Origin of the sequence: Cedecea sp. VD22 (assembly GCF_037150195.1) — a bacterium.
GTDB lineage: Bacteria > Pseudomonadota > Gammaproteobacteria > Enterobacterales > Enterobacteriaceae > Cedecea.
Genome location: NZ_JBBCPX010000012.1, coordinates 107,114 through 128,807 on the forward strand (window position 1 = coordinate 107,114; position 21,694 = coordinate 128,807).

Below are 21,694 nucleotides of genomic sequence, written 5' to 3' on the forward strand. Positions count from 1 at the left end.
TAAGCCAGGCGGGGCAGGCGGCAAGACCACCTGCCGGGGGAGATTAGTTCTTTTTCACAAACTCGGACTTCAGCTTCATCGGGCCAAAACCGTCGATTTTACAGTCGATATTGTGGTCGCCCTCTACCAGGCGAATATTCTTCACTTTGGTGCCGATCTTTAACATCGAAGAGCTGCCTTTGACCTTCAGATCTTTCACGACGGTAACGCTGTCGCCGTCGGCCAGCAGGTTGCCGTTGGCATCTTTTACAACCAGCGCGGCGTCTTCTTCGCTCGCCGCGGCCGGGTTCCATTCATGAGCGCACTCCGGGCAAATCAGCATGCCGTTGTCTTCGTAGGTGTATTCGGAATTGCACTTCGGGCAATGAGGGAGTTGCATTATCTGATCCTCAAGGTGAGATAAAGTAATGAAAAATAGCGATTTGGCCGTAAAAATATGCTGAATCGCGAAAAAGTGCTGAGATTATACATCAAATCCCTACATTTGCAGGGATTATTGCCGTAAACCTATGCCCGGCGGGCTTTCTGGCCGCCATAAAGTGCAAAAAACCTTTCATTCAAAGAAATAAGCACCAAATTTAACTTAAAGTTCAGGCTTTAATTGCCGTTAAATAAGGCTAATTTAACTTAGTTTCACTTTGCTTCGAGCAAGTCTGCCAGCAGGGGCTGCTGCGCTATACCTGTTTGAAAAAATAAAAAAAAGCGTATTGCGCTGACACCTCCTGTCACTTGACAGGGGTATGGTTGGGCCTATGGATGTACCGATACAGAGGCAGGAACCGATGAGAATGAAAGGCGCGAAAGTAAAAGTTGCAGATCGACTGGCCGAAATCGTCTTAAGTCTTTATCAGGGGGAAACCCTTTCCGCTGATATTATCCGCCAGCGTTTTGATGTAGATATGCGAACTGCGTATCGTGATTTGAACCGGCTTGGTGCTATTCTGGAGGACGTCGGCGAGGGGAAAAAGCGTCTCTCTTCGCATTTAAAAGGACAGTTTAACGTAAACGACCTGTTACGCATTACTAAACGCGTAGGGCTTGCTGCGTTTTATCCGTGGTACGACATAAAGAGCCATAATCAATATATTACGCTGCGCGCTATTCCAGATTTATTGGTTGTAGGGTATGAATATGAAAATAGCCCACAGCGTAAAGCTATTTTTTATCCATTATTTGACGATCGGGATGATCCTGGTGGGGAAAGGGTAAAAACGGAAGTGCTGTTACAGGTTTCGGCGCAGGCGGCTGAACATTTTAAACAGCGCAAGCTATTACCTTTTCAAAAAACCGTCAGAGAGCTTGATAACGGAGAGTTACTTCTGGCGAGTCATATTGCTTCGCCAGAACAATTGTTTCCGCTGGTGCAGTATTGGATACCGCATCTCACCATTATTTCTCCGCAGGTCTGGCAGAGCGACTTAAAAGCCAGGATCGCGGCATGGTGTAATGTTAATTAATAAATTATTTCCCTCACGTAATTATAAAAACCGGTATTGCCATGATTACAACTAAACGATGGCGGTGATAAAGCCGGGTAATTTGAGTTAAGGAAAGATTTTTTATGCACACACAAACTATTTTTGAATTGAGTCAGGAAGCCGAGCGGCTTTTGCAATTAGCGTTGCAAAACCTTAGCGCTTTAAAAGTCGCTCCGCTGGCTTTGCAAAATGAACAAAATAGCGCTTTAACGAACCCTGTGGCGACGGTACATCCATTGAAATTTAGCCCACGCGGAATCGAACTGCAGAAAGATATGCTGCAAAACGAAAGGCGTAAAATAACCCAACATGAAATGGTTCTGGCGATTGTCGGCACCATGAAGGCGGGGAAGTCGACCACCATTAATGCCATCGTGGGCACGGAGGTTCTGCCTAACCGCAACCGGCCCATGACGGCGCTGCCGACGCTGATCCGCCACACGCCGGGTCAGCGCGAGCCGGTGCTGCATTTTCCCTATGTGCAGCCGATAGAGAACCTGATGGGGGAGTTGCAGGAGAAACTGCTGATCACCAGCCGGGAAGCGCTGGCGCGCAAGCTGGAAGTGGACCGGGATATGGAGGCGCTTATCGCCCGGATCGCCAACGGAAAAGGTTTTGAGCGCCATTATCTCGGCGCACAGCCTATTTTCCATTGCCTGAAGAGCCTGAACGATCTGGTGCGCCTGTGCCGGGTGCTGGATGTGGCTTTCCCCTTCAAAGCCTACGCCGCTATTGAGCATGTGCCGGTGATTGAGGTGGAGTTTGTGCATCTGGCCGGCCTCAAAAACGGCCACGGCCAGCTGACGCTGCTGGACACGCCTGGGCCGAACGAAGCGGGGCAGCCGCACCTGCAAAAAATGCTTAAAGAGCAGCTGGCGCAGGCTTCTGCCGTGCTGGCGGTGATGGACTATACGCAGCTTAAGTCCATCTCCGACGAAGAAGTCCGCGAGGCGGTGCTCGGCGTCAGCAAATCGGTGCCGCTGTATGCGCTGGTGAACAAGTTCGATCAGAAGGACCGCAACGGCGACGATGCCGCTCAGGTGAAGGCGATGATCGCCGGGACGCTGATGAAGGACAGCATTGCGCCGGAAAACGTGTTCCCGGTATCGAGCATGTGGGGCTACCTTGCCAACCGCGCCCGCTATGAGCTGGCCACGCATGGCCGTTTGCCCGACCCCGAAGAGCAGCGCTGGGTGCAGGACTTTGCGGAAGCGGCATTAGGCCGGCGCTGGCGCAGCGCGGATTTGGCGGATATTGAGCATCTGCGCCATGCGGCGGACTTGCTGTGGGAAGACTCGATGTTTGAGTCACCCATTGGGACTATCCTGCATACCGCGCACGCCAACGCTTCTCTCTACACGCTGCGCGCGGCGTGCCACAAGCTGCTGGACTATGCCGAGGGCGCTGAACGTTACCTGAGTTTCCGCTGCCAGGGGTTGCAGGTGGCTAACGACAGCCTGCAGGAGAATATTCGGCAACTGGAGCAGGATATTCAACTGCTGCTGCAGACTCAGCAGTCGGTGAGTGCGGTGATTCAGCGGCAGGTCAGCGATGCCCTCGCCGGCATAGGCGATTTTGTGCAGCGCTTTGAAACGCAGATTCATAGCGACCTGAAAACTTATTTCCGGGAAGGGCGGCTGGGCGCTGAGAAGCTGCATCCGTTATACCCGCATACCTTAACGCGAAACGTTGATTTTTCGCCGGGCAGCGACAAGCTGATGGGCGAAGATGAAGCGACGGCCCGCACCCTGCTGCACAAGGTTCGCGCGTCCAGTGAAAGCATTTTATTTGCCGCCCAGCAGACGCTAAGCGGGGAGCTTGGGGCGCTGCTCAGCAACCTTGAGTCGAGCCTGGGCTATACGCTGCAGTCGGCGTTGAAACCGATTGAACAGCGGGTAAGCGACGGCCTGAAAGTAGCCGGGTTCCGCGCCCAAATCAGCCTGCCTGCGTTCCAGGCCAGCCAGCTTAATTTTAATACCCACTCGGCGTTCACCAACGTTATCGAAAACCAGGAAGTGGCGATGTCGGAAATGCAGCCGCAAAACGGGATGCGGGGCGTGCTGGCGCGCTGGCTGAACGGCGTGGACTGGGGCTGGGAAGATTACGCAGCCACCCATAGCCGCTACGTGATTGATCTGGATAAGTTACAGCAAAAGCTGCATGACCATGTGTCGACTTTCCTGGGCCAGATAAACCAGGCCATTACCGCGCAGGTGGATATTTCCGTCACGGCCGGGATGGCGACGTTTTTCGCCGATTTTGCCGGCGCACTGGACGCTATTCACAGCAATTTACGCCAGAGTCTTTCCGCGAAGCAGCAGAACGACAGCGTGCTGTTTTCTCTCCAGAGCAAGCTGGAACAGAGTGTCAGAACGGCACGTTACATTCACGAGGATACCCGCCTGTTGCGCGATGATATCCAGACGCTTTTCTCAGCGGAGCAATGATGAGCAGTGTATTAATGGAAGGGCCAATAAGAACCCTCAGCTGTCTTAGCGAAAAATTTGTCGTCGATTTTGCCATGGGGATTGATGTTGCCCGCCAGCCGTGGAGCAGCCCACAAAGCCAGGCGTTTTATGAGCAGCTTCTGGCGCTGTTCGTCGTCGTGGCCCGGCGACAGGCCGGGATGGCTGGAACACCGCCGCAGGACGAGCTTGACGCGTCGCTGATAAGCCTTGGCCAGCTGTCGGCAGATCTGGCAAAAAGCTACTTAGCCAACAGCCAGATAAGCGAGAGAATTGCTCAGCTGGAGCCGGTATCCGCCCGCACGGCACACCATTCGGCAGCGGCTCGCGAGCGGCTTCAGGCCCTGCGCGAGCACTTTTCTCAGCGGCTTACCCGGCTGGAAGAAGAGTTTCAGCACAGCGATCTTGTTCGTCAGGGCATGGTCCACAGCGAGCAGATTTTTTCCCGCTGGCGCAGCGGGCACTACTTTTCATTTTCTCCGGCGGCGCGCTGCTACGTCGCGCTGGAAGAGCTGCGCTGGGGCACCTTTGGTGATGCTGTTCGTCTGGGGACGCCCGAGCAGGCGGAGGCGTTGATTGAGCATGTGCGCAGCCTCGCCATCAGCCGTCTGGCGGAAGAAGTGAACGCTTCCCCCCGCACCCGCCACTATTTCCATGACTGGCTGGCGACGCCAACGTCTCCGGGGTTGCTGGAGCATAAAGATGCTTTAACCTGGCTCGGCGCTGGCTGCGACATTGAACGCCAGCCGATCTGTTACTCGGTGACCCAGAGCTGGCAGGGCGTGGCGCTGGGGATGCCGCGTATTTGTTCGGCCATGCGCCTCGGCAGCGCGCTGGTCGATGAAGTTTTTGGCTAACTGATTTAGCGTTCTCAGGGAAGAGACAGTTCCATCTCACCGGCATTCTCCCTCATCCATTCGGCGAGTGAATCCAGCGTTGGGCGCAGAGATTTACCGAGCGCGGTGATCTGATATTCCACTCGCGGCGGGACTTCCGCAAAAACTTGCCTCACCACCAGGCCGCGAGCTTCAAATTGACGAAGCTGGCGGGTGAGCTCTTTCTGCGTAATGGGGCTGACCGCCCGCTGCAGGTCGCTAAACCGCACCGGATCGTTGAGCAGGATCAGGCGGTACAGAATCGGAATGGCCCATTTACCTGAAATGAGGTTCACAAAATTCACCATCGGGCAGTCGCTGCCCGCCGGTGGCAGGGCTGAAAAATTTTTTGTCATGCTGGCTCCCGGCACACGCTAATGCGCCCCTTGTGGTTCCTTAGTATCCATTTGGTGCCTACTATCTAAAGGATACTATAGCGGAAATAATGCCCTCACCAACCCTTTATAAGGACACGACGATGGGCAGACTTAATGGCAAATACGCCTTAATTACCGGCGGTACCAGCGGAATTGGACTTGAAACGGCGCGGCAGTTTATTGCCGAGGGCGCAACGGTGGCGATCACCGGGCGGAGCGAAGAGGGGCTACAGGCAGCCAAAGAGGTTTTGGGCAATGTGCACCTGATGAAAAGCGATGCGGGCGATATCGCCGGGCAGCCTACGGTGGCGGCAGAGTTGAAGCAGCTCTGGCCGCGGCTGGATGTGCTCTACATTAATGCGGGGGATGTGACGCACCATTCGCTGGAAGACTGGGACGAACAGGCGTATGACCGACTGATGAACATCAATCTCAAAGGCCCGTTCTTCCTGATCCAGGCGCTGTTGCCGCTGCTGGCTAACCCGTCTTCGGTGATTCTGTGCGGTTCGGTCAGCGCTCGTATCGGCCTGCCGCAGACTAACGCCTATGCGGCGAGCAAAGCAGGGATCCTTTCTCTGGCTCGTACGCTTTCCGGTGAGCTGCATCCGCGTGGCATTCGGGTGAACGGCCTGAGCCCTGGCCCGACGGAAACCCCGGCGCTGGGCAAACTGGGCAATGGCGTAGCCGCCGACACGCTGCGGGAAGCTATCCGCGATCTTGTGCCGATTGGGCGTCTCGGCACCGCGCTGGAGCTGGCAAAAGCCGCTGTGTTCCTGGCGTCTGACGAATCAGCCTTCGTGGTCGGCACCGATCTGTTGGTCGACGGTGGCGTGGGGAGTTTGTAGCTCTTTACCCTCTCCCTGGAAGGGAGAGGGTATAAATAAAACAGGCCGAAGCTGCTGTTCCCATTTGATGATGGAGTGAGGGAATATACCTTGTTATCTGGCACTTGTTTTCCCCCTCTCCCTCTGGGAGAGGGCCGGGGTGAGGGCATGGTGCAATACTAAGATGAACGTCTGCCTGTGACCGCCCCACCATTCTCGTGAATAAAACCGCGCTAAAAGACGAACGCCACCAGAAAAGTAACATTCTTATCCGTCTGTTTATTATTACTTTTAATGTAAGTTCTGGCGTTCATTCGCCAAAAGTACCAGCCGCTAAAAGCAAATCTGTGCCCACCCTCACTTGTGGCTTTTTTCACCGCTACCCAGAATATATTTGGCCGCATACCGCGGACACTGCATTGATTCTCTGAGGGAAAAGTGATGAAAAAAATCTTCTTATGCTGTGCTGCGGGGATGTCCACCAGCATGTTAGTGGAAAGAATGAAGCAGTCCGCGCAAAGCCGTGATGTGGCGGTGGAAATCACCGCCGTGCCGGTGTCCGATTTTGACCAAATTATCGAGGAGGCTGATGTCATCCTCCTCGGGCCGCAGGTGAAATTCCAACTGCAAAACCTGAGCGCGGCGGCGGCGCCCCACGGCGTTCCGGTAGCGGCCATCGACATGATGCATTACGGCTCGATGCAGGGTGACAAGGTGCTGGATCACGCACTGTCGCTGCTGAAAACTGCTGACTAGGGGGCCGTATGAAATACCGCTTTCCTGAAAAATTTTGGTGGGGTACGGCGACCAGCGCCACGCAGTCAGAGGGGCGAGTCGAGGGCGATGGTAAGGGGGATAATATCTGGGATTTCGCCTCGCATGAGTTTAACGCCCGTTTTTATGACGGCGTCACCTCCGACGAGACTTCCACGTTTTATCAGCGCTGGCGGGAAGATATTCAGCTGGCGAAAAACATTGGCCTGAATGCTTTCCGTACGTCGATTTCCTGGTCTCGCCTGATCCCCGACGGCGACGGGGAAGTTAATCCTTTTGCCGTGCAGTTTTACAACGATGTGATTGATGAGCTGATTCGCCAGGGCATTGAGCCTTTTATCAATCTCTACCATTTTGATATGCCGCTGGCGCTGCAGGCCAAGGGCGGGTTTGAGAACCGGGAAGTGGTGGACGCTTTCGCTCGCTACGCGGGGATTTGCTACCGCCTGTTCGGAGACCGGGTGCGCTACTGGTTTACCTTCAACGAGCCGCTTATTCCCGCCGAAGCGGGCTATCTGCATCCTCGCCATTATCCTTACGTGACGGATTTCCGCCGTGCGGCTCAGGTGCTGCACCACATTGTTATCGCCCACTGCAAAGCGGTCGCCGCCTGGCGCGAGCTGGATCTTGAAGGGCAGATTGGCATCATCATGGATGTCATTCCCGTGTACCCACGCAGCGACAGCCCGGAAGATCTGCGGGCGGCGGAGATGGCTGACCTGTTCTATACGCGCAGCATTAACGAGCCGATGCTGCTTGGGCGCTACCCTGCTGAGCTGGTGGCGTTGCTGAAAGAATACGATGTGCTGCCGAAGACGGCGCCAGGGGATTGCGAGCTGATTGCCGCGACCCGCATCGATTTGCTGGGCATCAACTATTATCGCCCGCGCCGGGTTAAAGCGCGTGAGACGCTGCTTGAAGAACCCCACGGTTTTGTGCCGGAGCGCTTTTTTGAAGAGTACGTGATGCCGGGGCGGCGGATGAATACCTCGCGCGGGATCGAGATTTACCCGCCTGCGCTGTACGACATCGCTATGCTGGTGAAAGAGCGTTACGGCAACCTGCCGTGGTTTGTCTCCGAGAACGGCATCGGCATCATGGACGAAGAACAGTTCATGGTGGACGGCGAAGTGCAGGACGATTACCGCATTGAGTTTCTTCAGGAACATTTGACGTGGCTGCACAAAGCGATGGCGGAGGGCAGCCAGTGCCTGGGCTACCAGATGTGGACCTTCATCGATTGCTGGTCGTGGCAGAACGCCTATAAAAACCGCTACGGCTTCTACCGGCTGGATTTAGCCACCCAACAGCGTTCGCTGAAAAAGTCCGGGCGCTGGTTCCGGGCCGTGATTGAGCACAACGGGTTTGAGGGGGCAGATCATGTCGGGCTTCGATAAGTTAGCTGAAAAGCTGATGCCGGTGGCGAACGCTATTGGCAACCAGCGGCATATGCAGGCGATTCGCAACGGGCTTATTTCGATTCTGCCGTTGACCATCGTCGGATCTTTCTTCGTGATTTTGCTGAACATCCCGATTAAGGGCTACATGGATTTTATTGCGCCGTGGCGCGATATGCTGGATGTGCCGTTCCGCTTTACCGTCGGGCTGATGTCGCTGTATGCCGCGTTTACCATCGGTTCGTTCCTTGGCAAAAGCTACAAGCTGAATGACATTACCAGCGGCCTGCTGGCGATGCTGGCGACGCTGCTGATGATTGTGCCGGTGAACATTAAGCAGGGCGTAACCGTGGCGGGCGAGGCGGTGGCGGGGCGCTACATCCCCATCACTTCGCTGAGTTCTCAGGGGCTGTTTGGCGCGATTATCTCTTCGCTGATTGCCATTGAGATTTACCGCTTTATCAAAGTTCGCAATATTGAAATTAAAATGCCCGCGGGCGTGCCGCCGGTGGTCGCCAGCTCGTTTTCGGCGCTGTTCCCGACGCTTGCCGTGGTGCTGGTGTTCTGGATCCCTCGTCATTTTCTGAACATCGATATCAACGCCATCATCAGCTACATCGTTATGCCGCTGAAGGGCTTTATGACCGGCACCAACCTGTTTGGCGGGATTGTGACCCAGTTCTTTATCGACGTGTTCTGGGTGCTGGGGATCCACGGCCATGCGGTGATGGGGCCGCTGATCCGCCCGCTGTGGGATCAGGCGATTGTGCAGAATATGGAGCTGTTCCAGTCCGGCGTGAGCGCCTATGAGCTACCGAACATTTTCACCGAGCAGTTCTTCCAGTGGTATGCACAGATGGGTGGCACCGGTTCAACGCTTGCGCTGGTGGTGCTGTTTATTCGCTCGCGGGTTATCTACCTGAAGCAACTGGGCAAGCTGTCGTTTATCCCGGGGCTGTTTAACATCAATGAGCCGATGGTTTTCGGCGCGCCGATCGTAATGAATCCGATCCTCGCGATCCCGTTTATTCTGGCGCCAATGGTGAATACCGTAGTGGTGTATCTGTTCACCATTAGCGGGCTGATCCCACGGATGATGGTGAAGCCACCGTTTACCGTCCCGGCGCCGCTAGGGGCGCTGATCACCACCAACTGGAACCTGATTGCCTGTGGGCTGGTGTTTATCTGCTTCTTTATTTCGCTCGCGATCTATTACCCGTTCTTTAAGGTGTATGAGAAGAAGATGCTGGAAACCGAGCTTCAGCAGAAGGAAGAAGAGGAGAGGGCTAAGGCGCTGGCCGAGGCTAAGTAAATTTTCTGTGGCCCTTCAGCCCCTCACCCCGGCTCTCTCCTCATAGGGGAGAGGGGGAATTTAGGTGAGTGAGAGGTTTTTATCCCCTCTCCCTTCCAGGGAGAGGGTTAGGTTGAGGGTAAGATCTAGAACGCCGTCTCTAACTCATCCAGCACGTTATATTCGTCATCCACCAGCAGCAGTGCCTTCCACTTATCAAACGTCAGGCACGGGTGAGAAGTGCTGAACACCAGAATATCCCCAACCTGCACGTCCGCACCCGGCTTGAGTTTTAACATGGCATGCTGATCCATAATCCCGGTGGTTTCGATGGTTTCCGACGGCGAAGCCAGCGCCTTGCCCTGGCGATAGTGGGCTATCGGCTGCGGCAGGCCGGCATCAAACGCGCTGTCGCGCTTGCCAAAATTCACAATCGCCCGATCGCTTTCCGGGACCGACTGCACCATTGCCACCAGCTCCAGCGCGGAAACCAGATCGCCACCGAGATCGCAGGCGATCCGATCTCTCGCCATCAGCTGATCCTGGGCTTCCTGATAAATTCCGCCATCGTGGGTAATGTAACAGCCCGGGCGGATCGCAATGCGGCAGTTGGCCGGTTTTGCTGCGGCGAGCCAGATATTGCACACTACGTCGTACCAGACTGAACCCGCGCCGGTGAGCAGGAACTCGCCGTCAACATAGCGTTCCATCTGGCAGGCTAACGCGGCCGCCTCTTGCAGCAGCGCTTCTATTTTTGGCTGCGGATTGTCGCCGTGCAGCACGCCTTCGTACAGCTCCAGGCCGCGTAAATTCAGGCCGGGTAATTCTGCTACCCGCTTTGTCAGCGCCAGCGCTTGTTCCGGGCTACGACAGCCGCAGCGTCCACCCGGCACACCAAGCTCAATCAACACGTCGAGGGTTTGCCCCTGTTGGCTAAAAAAGTCTGACAGGGTACGGGCGTTTGCTTCGCTGTCCACGCAGCAAATGTAGTCGACGGCGGTATGTTTATGCTTTAGCTGCGACACCAGCGTGATGTTCGCTTTGCCCACCAGTTGGTTAACCATCAGCACTCGCTCGATGCCCGCGGACATCGCGATGCTCGCCTGCCATGCGCTGCCTACGCCGATGGCCCACGCGCCCGCTTTTTGCTGCTGCTGGAAGATCCACGGCGTCATGGTGGTTTTCCCGTGTGGCGCCAGCGAAACGCCGCGCGCCTCGGCGTAGGCCTGCATCCACCGGATGTTGTTCTTCAAAGCAGATTTTTTGATCAGCGCGGCGGGCAAACAGACGTCTTCGTTGAGGACATTGGCAGGGGAATGCATGAGGGCGGACTTATGGGGTACGAGGTTAATTTCCTGGTATTTCATAACGTATTTCCTCCGGGGTTATTCTTTATTTCAGATTAAGTATCAATTTTAACTTGATGTTATTTATATTAATTATCAAATAATCTTGAATTTCATGAATAAAAGTATCATTGATTTGCAAGGATTTTGTTTAGTTTTTCACTGTTTTTATGGCTTGTAAATGGTTAACTTGCACGCAGATTATGACTGGCGTGAGGCGCAGATGAAGTTCGATTATCTCTTCAGGAATGTCACCGTGATTGACGGCTCCGGCGGTGCGGAATACCTGGCCGATGTGGCGGTGCGGGGTGACCGAATAGCCGATATTGCGCCGGGGATTTCCGGCGAGGCCGTGCATGAGATCGACGGCAGCGGGCGGGTATTAGCGCCGGGGTTTATTGATGTTCACACCCATGACGACATTAACGTGATCCGTTTTCCTGAGTATCTGCCGAAAATTAGCCAGGGCATTACTACGGTGATCGTCGGTAACTGCGGCATCAGTGCGGCAGGGGCGACCATCAATGCGCTGGTGCCCGACCCGATGAATTTGCTGGGTGAGGCGCACCAGTTTGTTTATCCCACCGTCGAAGCGTACGCCCATGCCGTGGAGCAGGCTCGCCCGGCGATTAACGTGGGTACGCTGATAGGCCATACCGCGCTGCGTAACAATCAGATGGATGATTTGTTCCGCCCGGCGACGGAAGCGGAGATTCTCGCCATGCGCGGCCAGCTAAAACAGGCGCTGCAGCAGGGGGCGCTTGGGCTGAGCACCGGCCTGGCCTATGCCAGCGCGTTCCAGTCCACCACCGAAGAGGTGATGGCGCTGGTGGAGGAATTAGCGGCGGAGAAGGGGATTTACACCACCCATTTGCGCTCCGAGTTTGAGCCGATTCTTGAGGCGCTGGACGAGGCTTTCCGCATTGGCCGCCACGGGAAAGTGCCGGTTGTGGTGTCGCACCACAAATGCGCCGGGGCGAAAAACTGGGGCCGCACGGTTGAAACGCTGAAGTTGTTCGACAAAGTACGCGAGCAGCAGGATGTCTCTTGCGACTGCTATCCGTATTCCGCCAGCTCTTCAACGCTGGACATGAAACAGATCACCGACGAGTTCGAGATCGTGATTACCTGGTCTGAACCGCACCCGGAGGTCGCCGGGCGGTCGCTGAAGCAAATTGCTGATGACTGGTCGATGTCACTTCACGAAGCGGGAAAATTACTTATGCCCGCAGGGGCGATTTACTACAACATGGACGAGCAGGACGTGCGGCGTGTGCTGCGCTACCCGGCGACAATGGTCGGGTCAGACGGGCTGCCGAACGATCCGATGCCGCATCCCCGCCTGTGGGGCGCATTCCCCCGCGTGCTGGGGCACTACAGCCGTGATGAGAAGCTTTTCCCGCTGACGCAGGCGGTGCATAAGATGACGGGAATGTCGGCGGCGCGGTTCCAGTTGCCCGAACGGGGCCAGGTGAAGCGCGGTTATTATGCTGACCTGGTGTTGTTCGACCCGCTGACCGTGCGCGACGTCGCGAGCTTCAATAACCCGAAGCAGCCTGCGGCGGGTATTGAAGCGGTGATGGTGAACGGCGTGATGAGCTATGGGTTCGAGCAGAAGGTGACTGGCCGAGCTGGGCGATTTCTGCGTCGGCAGAAGTGAATTTAGACCCTCTCCCCAGAGGGGGGAGGGGGAAAACAAGCGTGAATTTGGGATTAGATCTTTTCTTTTTCCTCACTCTGGCCCTCTGCCCAATGGGGAAAGGTGAAGCCGTTCCCGAGCTGGACGTTTGTCCCCTTTCCCTTCCAGGGAGAGGGTTAGGGTGAGGGTAAACCGATCAACAAGGAGCAATGATGAGCATTAAACGTTATGGCGTGGGCGGCAGTACCGGCACCGGCGGGCAGCCGCTACCTTTTGCCAAAGCCGTAGAAGCGGCCGGGTGGCTGTATGTGTCCGGCCAGACGCCGATGAAAGACGGCGAAGTGGTTGAAGGCGGGATTGTCGACCAGTCGCGGCTGGCGATTCAAAACTGCGTGGATATCATGACCGAAGCGGGCTACACCCTCGCTGACGTGGTCCACGTGAAGGTCTACCTGACTGACGCCCGCTACTTCCAGTCCTTCAATAAAGTGTTCCGGGAGTTCTTCGGTGACCACCCGCCGGCCCGCGTGTGCTGCGTGGCGGACCTGGTGGTGGACTGTAAAGTTGAAGTGGATGTGACCTGCTACCGCGCCGACCGGGGTTAATCGCCTAGCGGCTGCCTGTCTGCCCCGCCGCGATGGCTGTCCAGCGCCAGCTTGATGCGGCGCAGCCGGTCCTTCGCCTGGCTTTTGTTGGCCATCGCCAGTTCGGTGGCCAACACATCAATCATCGCCAGCATGGCGTAACGCGAAGTGCTCGGCTTAAAAATGTAGTCGTTCTCACGAATAATCAGCGGTAATACGATATCGGCCTGTTCAGCCAGCGGTGTTCCCTGCGGGGTAATGGCGATGATCTTTGCGCCGTACTGGCGGGCAATCGCCGCGCTCTCCACCACTTCCGGCGTGTAGCCTCCCAGTGATAGCGCCACCACCACATCGTTGGAGGCCACCGACGCCGCCATCATTCTCGCCAGCAGGCCATCGCTTTGGCTCACTACCGGTAGGCCCAGACGAAAGAGACGAAACTGTAACTCCTGCGCGCAAATGGTTGATCCGCCGCCCATGCCCAGCGCCAGGATTTGCCGCGCGTTGCTCAGCCAGGTCACGGCCTTGTTGAGTGACTCCGGGTTTAGCGCGCGGCGGTTGATATCCAGCACGTTGATGATGGTTTCGTAGATCCCCTGCACGCCTTCGAGGTCCGGCACGTCGAGAATAAAGCGCTGCCCCACCGCCAGCGACTGGGCGAGTTTGACCTTCAGTTCGCGCACGTCCTTGCAGCCGATGGCGCGGGCAAAGCGGGTTATCGACGCCTGGCTGGTTTGCGTCTGGCGCGCCATTTCCGAAATGGGCAGCGCCGCGGCGGTTTGCACGTCGTCCAGAATAAACTGCGCAATGCGCTTTTCAGTGGCGGTCAGCTCAACGAAACGGTCGGTGATGCAGGAGATAATATCGATGGTGTAGCTCATGGCGCGACCCTGGTACTTGTGCAAAAAAGAGAAGGTACTTTGTACCATAAAACCGTTGCCAGGGTCGCTTCACGCGGATTCAGAATGGCTCACTAATCGCTTCCATACGTCGTTGCTTGATCGTGGCCCGAATAAACGCGGCGATGAAGACCAAGGCAGAAAGCACAACGATGGTCGGCGCGGGGGCGCTGTCGATAAAGAAGGAAAGGTAGACGCCAAGAAACGACGTGACGATAGCCTGCCCAAGCGCGACCAGCATCATGCCTTTAAAGGTACGGGTCAGCAGCGAAGCGATAGCGCCTGGCGCGATAAGCAGGGAAATCGCGAGGATAATCCCCACCGCCTTCAGCGCCGCGACGATGGTCAGCGAAACCAGGCAGAGCAGGCCATAGTTCAACAGCTTCACGTTCAGGCCGGAGACCTGGGCCTGAATCGGGTCGAACGCATGCAGCAGCAAGTCCCGCCATTTTAGCCCCACAACAATTACCGTTAGCAGCACGATAGCGCCCGTTTGCAGAATATCGCTGCCGCTGACGCCCAGCATGTCGCCGAACAGAATATGGTCTAGATGGATATCTGGCTTCAGGTAGACGTAGAGCACCAGCCCGGCGCCAAACATGCCGGAGAAGACGATGCCCATCACCGTGTCGCGCTTGATGCGGCTGTTGTCCTGCAGGTAGCCGGTGGCGAAGGCGCAAAACAGCCCGGCCACGAACGCGCCGAGGCCCAGCGGCAGGCCGACCATCCAGGCGATCACCACGCCGGGGAAGACTGCATGGCTCATGGCATCGCCCATCAGCGCCCAGCCTTTTAGCACCAGGAAGCAGGAGAGCAGCGCACACGGAATGGCGACCAGCGTGGTCATGGTCAGAGCGTTGATCATAAAGCCAAACTGGAAGGGCGAAAGCAGCGTGTCTAACAGGCTCATGGCGTTTGCTCCAGGCTCAGGTGCGCGCGCCGACGGTTAGCCAGCAGGCCGTGTTTGGGGGCAAACACGAAGGTCAGCAGGAAAATAAGCGTTTGCAGCACCACGATAATGCCGCCGGTGGCGCCATCGAGGAAGTAGCTTATCCAGGTGCCGAAGGCGCTGGTAAAGGTGCCTAACGTGACGGAAATGATCAGCAGTTTCGGGAAACGGTCGGTCAATAGATAAGCCGTTGCGCCCGGCGTGACCACCATGCAAATCACCAGAAACGCGCCAACGGTTTGCAGCGCCGCCACGGTGGTGGCCGACAACAGGGTGAAGAATAATCCTTTTAGCCACAAAGGGTTAAGGCCAATGGACCGCGCGTGGTTTTCGTCGAAGAAGGTCACCATCAGGTCTTTCCACTTCAGCAGCAGAATCGCCAGTGAGACAAAGCCGATGATCGCCAACTGCACGATATCCGACGGGGCGATGGCGAGAATATTGCCGAGCACGATGGTCTGGATGTTTACCGACGTCGGATTGAGCGACACCATAAACAGCCCGAGGCCAAAGAATGACGAAAAAATAAGGCCAATAATGGTGTCTTCGCGCAGGCGTGTGCGCTGGTTTAAAAACAGCATGGTGCCTGCGGCGAGGCCACCGGAGAAAAACGCGCCGATGGAAAACGGCAGGCCGAGCATATAGGCTCCGGCTACGCCAGGCACGATGGAGTGGGAAAGGGCGTCGCCGATCAGCGACCAGCCTTTCAGCATCAGGTAGCAGGAAAGAAAGGCGCACACGCCGCCGACCAGCGCTGATACCCAGATGGCGTTAAACATGTAGCCATAGCTAAACGGTTCAAGCAGGACGGACATTACGGCTCCCCTTTTAACGGCGCGCCGTGGATAAACGGCCTCTCGTCGTCGGTGAGGACGCTGGTTTCTTTCCCGGTTAAGGTGACGTGGCGCAGTACGCCGCTGAACGCCAGTTCCAGGTTTTCTTGCGTAAAAGTGACATTGGTCGGGCCGCAGGCCAGCACGGTGCCTTTCACCAGCACGGTGTAGTCGCAATAGTCGGTCACGGCGCCAAGGTTGTGGGTTGAAACCAGCATCGTGCGGCCTTCGTGCCGCAGCTCGCGCAGCAGGGCGATGATCTGCTCTTCCGTTTTCACGTCCACGCCGGTGAACGGTTCGTCCAGCAGAATCACCTGGCCGTCCTGGGCAATTGCCCGGGCGAGGAACACGCGCTTTTTCTGGCCGCCGGACAGTTCGCCAATTTGTCGCTTGCGGAACTCACTCATGCCGACGCGGGCGAGGGCGTTGTCTACCGCCTGTTTGTCGGCCTTGCCGGGAATGCGCAGCATTCCCATGTGGCCAAATCGGCCCATCATCACTACGTCTTCCACCAGCACCGGGAACGTCCAGTCCACGTCCTCGGACTGCGGCACATAGGCCACCAGGTTGTGGCGCAGTGCTTTTTTCGTGGGCATATCCAGAATCGAGATGCTACCGCTGGCCAGGCGCACAAAGCCCATGATCGCTTTAAACAGCGTGGATTTCCCGGAACCGTTGACGCCGACCAGCGCCGCAATGGTGCCGGTCGGGATTTCAAAGCTGGCAGCCCGCAGCGCGGTGTGGCCATTGCGATAGGTGACGCTGGCGTCCTGAACGACTATGCCGGGACGACGACTCATTTTTTCAGCCCTGCATTGATGCCGTTCACGATGGTGCTGGTGGTGACGCGCAGCAGATCAAGATAGGTGGGTACCGGGCCGTCTGCGGCACTTAAAGAATCGACATAAAGCACGCCGCCATAGTGTGCGCCAGACTCCCGCGCCGCCTGGCGAGCAGGTTTGTCGGAGATGGTGCTTTCGCTGAAGATCGTTGGGATCTGGTATTGGCGAATGCTGTCGATCACTTTGCGCACCTGCTGCGGGGTGCCCTGCTGATCGGCATTGATCGGCCACAGATAGAGTTCTTTCAGGCCAAAGTCGTTGGCGAGGTAGGAAAAAGCGCCTTCGCTGGTGACCAGCCAGCGCTTATCCGCCGGAATTTTTGCCAGTTCGTTGCGCAGCGGCTCGATGGTCTGCTGAATTTTCTGTTTGTAGGCTTCGGCGTTGCGGGTATAGGTCGCCGCGTTGTCTGGATCGTATTTGACGAACGCATCCCGGATGTTATCGACATAGATCAGCGCATTTTGCGGGGACATCCATGCGTGAGGGTTAGGTTTACCGTTATAAGGGCCTTCGGTGATGCCCGTAGGCTGAATGCCGGTGGTGACGACGACTTCGGGCACGCCTTTCAGATGTTGATAAAACTTCGCGAACCAGAGTTCCAGATTCAGCCCGTTGGTCAGGATCAGCTGCGCGCCCTGCGCCCGGCGAATGTCTCCCGGCGTAGGCTGGTATTCGTGAATTTCCGCTCCGGGCTTGGTGATAGACTCCACGTCTGCCGCGTCACCGGCTACGTTCTGCGCCATATCGGCGATGATAGTAAAGGTGGTGATCGCCTTAAATTTTGCCTGCGCCTGAGCGGCACCCAGCAACATCGCCAGCGCGGCGGCGGCAGCGACAATACTTTGCGTTAACTTCAGTTTCCCGGGCATCGTCTTCCCTCACGAGTGATTATAGATTCGGCGTTTATAGCAAGTGCTATAAAACATAGCTGCTGCTATAACTAAATGCAAACTATTATCATTTGTGTGATTTAAAAGAGGGGTAACTCTGGGGATATTAATGACAAAACTCTTCTGTCTATGTTGGATTGGCTAAGGTTCCGTTCACCTCTTGGCCGATTTCCCCTGCACGTTCAGATCACGGTGAACGTGTCAGGGGGCACTACGCCATGCCCCCTGACAACCCCCGGCGCCCGGCGAGCTCATCGCCGCTGAAGCGGTAAACCCACCGGCTATCACCCAAACATTCGGGGTCGTTCGCGATTCGTTCCCGACGATCGCTCTCTTTCGCTGTTCCCGACAGCTCAACCCCGCCTGAGTTGGGTCATAGCCGGGGGCGATGAGAGCCGGGGACAAGGGCGTGGCTTTGAGATCTGAAGCGAATATAACGTTTAAACGTTGCTGTAGGTTAAAAGCGAGGCACGGTTCCGGCTTAAATCGCCTCCGTTTTCTCTCCGACTGGCCAGGGTCCGGCCGTCGGAAACGGCCGGAGGCTGAGAGCGTCGGGAACGCATCTCAGCCGACCCAGGACTGGGAGAAAAACGGAGGTTTGCCGCTTCAGCGGTCGATTTATTTGGCCGGGAGTCCGGGTTCTTAGGGGAGTGACGGTGACTCCCCTAAGACGTTCACCTATGCCGGGTTACATATAAAACAGGGCTGGAAGTGAACGGAACCTTAGCCGACCCTCCATAATCGTGGGTATTTGTGGCTAAGGAACAGCTTTCAACTTGAAAGGCCTACAACCCTAATGCATCAAAATCTGAAGCATTGTGGCGCTCGGCCAACTGCACATCGCCCCAGGTGCGGTTCACGATGCGGCCACGCTTCACCGCCGGGCGGTTAGCCACTTCATCGGCCCAGCGGCCAAAGTGTTTGTAGGAGGCTATGTCGAGGAACTCGGCGGATTCGTACAGGCCACCTTTCGCCAGCGCGCCGTACCAGGTAAAGATAGCAATGTCGGCGATAGTGTAATCATCTCCGGCGATAAAGCGGTTTTTCTCCAGCTGTTTATCGAGCACGTCCAGCTGACGCTTGGTTTCCATCGCGAAGCGGTTGATGGCGTACTCGATTTTGACCGGGGCATAGTGGTAGAAGTGGCCGAAGCCGCCGCCCAGATAAGGGGCGGAACCCTGCAGCCAGAACAGCCAGTTCAGCGCTTCGGTGCGCCCGGCGATGTCCTTCGGCAGGAAGTGGCCGAATTTTTCCGCGAGATAAAGCAGGATGTTGCCGGACTCAAACACGCGCAGCGGCGGCGTGACGGAGTGGTCAAACAGCGCCGGAATTTTAGAGTTTGGGTTCACTTCCACAAATCCGCTGGAGAACTGGTCGCCTTCGCCGATGCGAATCAGGTGCGCATCGTATTCTGCCCCGCTGATGCCCAGCGCCAGCAGCTCTTCCAGCAGAATCGTGACTTTCTGCCCGTTCGGCGTACCGAGCGAGTAGAGCTGCAGCGGGTGTTTGCCGACAGGCAGCGTTTTTTCATGAGTCGGGCCGGAAATCGGGCGGTTGATGCTGGAGAACTGACCGGCTTCGGTCTTGTTCCAGGTCCAGACTTTTGGGGGCTGGTAGTTGTGTTCGGACATCGCGTGATCTGCCTTCTTTTCAGGTTAGTTATCTGATGAAACTATCTTGAAGTGTAGCAAGAGGGAAGAGCCTGCCGGGCTATACCGCCAGAAAAGCGAAAGCCCGGCGTGGCATCAGGCTGGTTTCAGCCCCGGTTCAACGAGGCCGTAAACCTGGTGATTCAGGTGGGAGGATTTTGCCAGTTCTGCGACGTGCGCGGCGACATCGGCCCGCATGACCATACCGTGAATTTCGGGGGTCTGGCTCAGCACAGCTTTGCCGGTGGGTTCACCGTGAAGCAGGCCACCGGGGCGAACAATAGCAAAGTTCAGCGTGCTGGTTTGCAGCCAGCTTTCGGCGAGGGATTTTTCCCGTACCGCCTGACCAAAGGCCGCTTTTGCCCGGTCGGATAAATAAGCCCAGCTTTCTCCGCAGCCTAAAGAGGTGACCAGCACCATGCGTGAGATCCCGGCTTTTTCGGCGCAGTCGATAACTGTCCGGTGCGCCTGGTAATCCTGTGAACCGCCCATCGTCGAAATGACGGTGGCGTCCTTGCCCGCCAGGCGGCAGGCTTCTGCGACAGCGTCTGCGTCGCAGGCGTCGCCGGTAATAACCTGGGCACCTGCCTCACGCAGTTTTGCGGCGGCTTCTTCGTTACGCACCAGTGCAACAACGGGGCGATTTTCTGCCAAAGCCAGCTTCGCGGTTAGCGCGCCTACGCCCTTGCCCCCGGCCCCAAAAATTAACCATGGCGTCATGCAATATTTCCCTTAAGTGTCTCTGCCAGCGCACGAAAAGCTGCCAGCTGGTCTGCCAGTAACTGGCGATGATCGTCGCGCCCGATGAAGATTTTCAGCATCGCGCTGCCCGCCTGATTGAAGAACAGAATCGAGGCGGTGTCCATCCCCATAAACTTGCGCTCCACCAACGCGATGTGGGTGCAGTTGGCCGCTTTGATATGCCCCGTCATGCCTTTTTTGCCGCGCAGGTTAAAATAGCCGTGGCGGTGGAAGCCGGAGGGCAGTTCTCCGGAAAATTCAATAATCACATCGGCGGTGTGTACCAGCGTGGTGACGCTGCCCCATTCGACAACGGTGTCCCAAACGGTGTCGAACTGCTCGCCGCTAACCAGCGCCTGAGCGGGGAGCTGGGAGACAACATCCAGCAGGGTGACATTATATTGTGTGGCAATAGATTCCAGCGTGCCGTCCGGCTGGGTTTTTAAGTAATCGGCGAGGGAAACGGAAGTCATAGCGTTGCTCCTTGTGGTTTTTTGTCCGTTGTTATGGGGGTATTGAGGGCGGCAACCAGCGTCTGCAGCGACTGGAAGATATTGCTGGCCCAGAAGCGGCCTTCGTCGGTCAGGCGCAGGCAGGTTGAGTCATCCCGGGTCAGGCCAGAGTTGTGCCATTGAGTCAGCAGCGGCTGGAGCAGATGCGCATCGGCGGTTAACTCATCGAGAGGCACGCGGGCGGTTTCAATGCCTGCCTGGAGGCGATGCCGCCAGCGGTAGCCTGGGTCAGTGGTGCGGGCCATCATCATTAGCGGTTTTTTTCCGGCGGCGACGGCGGCGTGCCATGTCTCCAGGTTGCGTTCAACCATCCAGGAGTGGCCGTTAACCGAGCCGCCCGCGCCGGAGCCAAAGGCCAGGCAGTCTGCCCCCTGTTTAATCAGCAGGTTGTAAAGGTTGCGTTCCCGCGTGGTGCGCGCCCAGTGGCTGTTGCTGATGCAGCGCCAGCCTGCGCTGTCCATGAAGTCGCAGCCCTGCAGGTACAAATCCCTGCGTTCGGCTGGGGAAGGCAGCGTGACGCGTCCATTTTCTACAGCTTTACCCAGCGGCGTTTGCGGTAGCAAATTCAGGGCATAAAGATCGACCCCGTCGAGGCCGATGTCCCGCGCGATAGCCAGGTCTTCGGCCCACAGCTTTTGATCCTGCCCCGGAAGGCCAAACAGCAGATCGCAGACCACGGCGGCACGATCGCGTTTGCAGAGGTTTTCCATAAAGCGTCGGGCGGTGGGGCCGTCGGAGGTGCGCGCCATTTTTTTGCGGATTTTGCTGTTAAACGACTGGATGCCGATGGAGAAGCGGTTGGCTCCGGCGTCGAGGCAGGCGTCGATGCGCTCATCATTAAAATTCAGCACCCGGCCTTCAATGGTGATTTCGCAGTCCGGGGCCAGCGGCAGGCTGCGGCGCAAGGCGGTAATGATCCGCGCTAAATCTTTAGCTGACAGCGCCGAAGGCGTGCCACCGCCAAAGTAGATGGCGTGAATGGGGGCCGACTGGTGCAGCGGGCTGCTGGCCTCCAGCTCGATTTCCCTGAGCAGCGCGTCGGTGTAGCGTTCGCAGTGGTCTGCTTCATAACGATTCTGGTAAAAACCGCAGAAGGTACAGTGCGTTGCGCAGAAGGGAATATGGAGGTAAACCAGCCTTTTGCCGGGAGGCGTTGGGCTGGTAATCACCTGTTGCCAGGTGTGATCCAGCTGTTCTTTGGCGATGGGCATTGCGCCGCGCCACGGCATGGTGGCGTGACGATCCTTAAAGGGTTGCCCGCCGGGGAGCGCAAAGTGCGCCTGGAGATCCAGTTCAGGTTTCATGTTCAACATCGCTCATTTCAAAGTA

At 56.7% G+C, this 21,694-nt stretch carries 21 protein-coding genes; 9 read left to right on the forward strand and 12 right to left on the reverse strand.

All coding sequences use genetic code 11. The features are described from left to right. Positions 1-43: 43 nt before the first annotated feature. Positions 44-379, reverse strand: a complete 336-nt coding sequence (locus WFK85_RS18540) for a zinc ribbon domain-containing protein YjdM (RefSeq protein ID WP_008455710.1) — start codon at positions 377-379, stop codon at positions 44-46. A 409-nt stretch (positions 380-788) separates the two neighbouring features. Between WFK85_RS18540 and WFK85_RS18545 the strand changes: the two genes are divergently transcribed. From WFK85_RS18545 to WFK85_RS18555, 3 genes are all read left to right on the forward strand, one after another. Further along, positions 789-1,457, forward strand: a complete 669-nt coding sequence (locus WFK85_RS18545) for a WYL domain-containing protein (protein WP_008455708.1) — start codon at positions 789-791, stop codon at positions 1,455-1,457. A gap of 104 nt (positions 1,458-1,561) precedes the next feature. Further along, the gene (gene crfC / locus WFK85_RS18550; protein ID WP_336709034.1) at positions 1,562-3,925 is read left to right on the forward strand and encodes a clamp-binding protein CrfC; all 2,364 of its coding nucleotides are present in this window, start codon (positions 1,562-1,564) and stop codon (positions 3,923-3,925) included. Then, entirely contained in the window at positions 3,925-4,800 is an 876-nt protein-coding gene (locus WFK85_RS18555) for a diguanylate cyclase regulator RdcB family protein (protein ID WP_286180214.1), read from the forward strand. The genes crfC and WFK85_RS18555 overlap by 1 nt, the downstream gene beginning before the upstream one ends. A 14-nt stretch (positions 4,801-4,814) precedes the next feature. On the opposite strand, the gene WFK85_RS18560 is transcribed toward WFK85_RS18555, so the two are convergent. Beyond that, on the reverse strand, positions 4,815-5,174 hold the full coding sequence (locus tag WFK85_RS18560; RefSeq protein ID WP_008455703.1) for a winged helix-turn-helix transcriptional regulator: 360 nt from the start codon (positions 5,172-5,174) through the stop codon (positions 4,815-4,817). Positions 5,175-5,296: 122 nt separating this feature from the next. Here WFK85_RS18560 and WFK85_RS18565 point away from each other — a divergent pair, with 122 nt between their 5' ends. From WFK85_RS18565 to WFK85_RS18580, 4 genes are all read left to right on the forward strand, one after another. Continuing rightward, entirely contained in the window at positions 5,297-6,040 is a 744-nt protein-coding gene (locus tag WFK85_RS18565) for an SDR family oxidoreductase (RefSeq protein WP_336709033.1), read from the forward strand. A 420-nt stretch (positions 6,041-6,460) separates the two neighbouring features. Beyond that, a complete protein-coding gene (locus WFK85_RS18570) occupies positions 6,461-6,775 on the forward strand; it encodes a PTS sugar transporter subunit IIB (protein ID WP_008455701.1) in 315 nt (104 codons plus the stop codon). Between the two features lie 8 nt (positions 6,776-6,783). Then, entirely contained in the window at positions 6,784-8,190 is a 1,407-nt protein-coding gene (locus tag WFK85_RS18575; RefSeq protein ID WP_336709032.1) for a glycoside hydrolase family 1 protein, read from the forward strand. Further along, positions 8,174-9,502, forward strand: a complete 1,329-nt coding sequence (locus WFK85_RS18580; RefSeq protein WP_336709031.1) for a PTS sugar transporter subunit IIC — start codon at positions 8,174-8,176, stop codon at positions 9,500-9,502. Before WFK85_RS18575 ends, WFK85_RS18580 begins: the two co-directional genes overlap by 17 nt. Positions 9,503-9,627: 125 nt before the next feature. Here WFK85_RS18580 and WFK85_RS18585 read toward each other — a convergent pair whose 3' ends face one another. Next, entirely contained in the window at positions 9,628-10,848 is a 1,221-nt protein-coding gene (locus WFK85_RS18585) for an amino acid deaminase (RefSeq protein WP_336709030.1), read from the reverse strand. A 202-nt stretch (positions 10,849-11,050) separates the two neighbouring features. Here WFK85_RS18585 and WFK85_RS18590 point away from each other — a divergent pair, with 202 nt between their 5' ends. Together WFK85_RS18590 and WFK85_RS18595 are read left to right on the forward strand one after the other, a co-directional pair. Next, positions 11,051-12,487, forward strand: a complete 1,437-nt coding sequence (locus WFK85_RS18590) for an N-acyl-D-amino-acid deacylase family protein (RefSeq protein WP_336709063.1) — start codon at positions 11,051-11,053, stop codon at positions 12,485-12,487. Positions 12,488-12,678: 191 nt separating this feature from the next. Further along, complete coding sequence (locus WFK85_RS18595; RefSeq protein WP_166867347.1) at positions 12,679-13,071, forward strand: RidA family protein; 393 nt, start codon at positions 12,679-12,681, stop codon at positions 13,069-13,071. Here WFK85_RS18595 and WFK85_RS18600 read toward each other — a convergent pair. The 9 genes from WFK85_RS18600 to hutW all read right to left on the reverse strand — a co-directional run bounded on the left by WFK85_RS18600 (position 13,068) and on the right by hutW (position 21,669). Beyond that, positions 13,068-13,931, reverse strand: coding sequence for a MurR/RpiR family transcriptional regulator (locus WFK85_RS18600; protein ID WP_008453334.1), 864 nt, complete (start codon positions 13,929-13,931; stop codon positions 13,068-13,070). The genes WFK85_RS18595 and WFK85_RS18600 overlap by 4 nt on opposite strands. Positions 13,932-14,010: 79 nt before the next feature. Further along, positions 14,011-14,859, reverse strand: a complete 849-nt coding sequence (locus WFK85_RS18605; RefSeq protein ID WP_008453332.1) for a metal ABC transporter permease — start codon at positions 14,857-14,859, stop codon at positions 14,011-14,013. Further along, positions 14,856-15,713, reverse strand: coding sequence for an iron/manganese ABC transporter permease subunit SitC (gene sitC / locus WFK85_RS18610; protein WP_336709029.1), 858 nt, complete (start codon positions 15,711-15,713; stop codon positions 14,856-14,858). Before sitC ends, WFK85_RS18605 begins: the two co-directional genes overlap by 4 nt. Next, on the reverse strand, positions 15,713-16,531 hold the full coding sequence (locus tag WFK85_RS18615) for a manganese/iron ABC transporter ATP-binding protein (RefSeq protein ID WP_336709028.1): 819 nt from the start codon (positions 16,529-16,531) through the stop codon (positions 15,713-15,715). Before WFK85_RS18615 ends, sitC begins: the two co-directional genes overlap by 1 nt. Continuing rightward, entirely contained in the window at positions 16,528-17,442 is a 915-nt protein-coding gene (locus tag WFK85_RS18620; RefSeq protein WP_166993161.1) for a metal ABC transporter solute-binding protein, Zn/Mn family, read from the reverse strand. Before WFK85_RS18620 ends, WFK85_RS18615 begins: the two co-directional genes overlap by 4 nt. Before the next feature lie 806 nt (positions 17,443-18,248). Continuing rightward, positions 18,249-19,094 carry a glutathione-dependent disulfide-bond oxidoreductase gene (gene yghU, locus WFK85_RS18625; protein WP_008453793.1) on the reverse strand — a complete coding sequence of 282 codons (846 nt, stop codon included), beginning with the start codon at positions 19,092-19,094 and terminating at the stop codon, positions 18,249-18,251. Between the two features lie 114 nt (positions 19,095-19,208). Beyond that, entirely contained in the window at positions 19,209-19,832 is a 624-nt protein-coding gene (locus WFK85_RS18630) for an NAD(P)H-binding protein (RefSeq protein WP_166993164.1), read from the reverse strand. Then, positions 19,829-20,326, reverse strand: coding sequence for a heme utilization cystosolic carrier protein HutX (hutX, locus tag WFK85_RS18635; RefSeq protein ID WP_008453789.1), 498 nt, complete (start codon positions 20,324-20,326; stop codon positions 19,829-19,831). The genes WFK85_RS18630 and hutX overlap by 4 nt, the downstream gene beginning before the upstream one ends. Further along, positions 20,323-21,669: a heme anaerobic degradation radical SAM methyltransferase ChuW/HutW gene (hutW, locus tag WFK85_RS18640; RefSeq protein WP_336709881.1), complete on the reverse strand. Its 1,347-nt coding sequence runs from the start codon at positions 21,667-21,669 to the stop codon at positions 20,323-20,325. Before hutW ends, hutX begins: the two co-directional genes overlap by 4 nt. Positions 21,670-21,694: the final 25 nt, after the last annotated feature.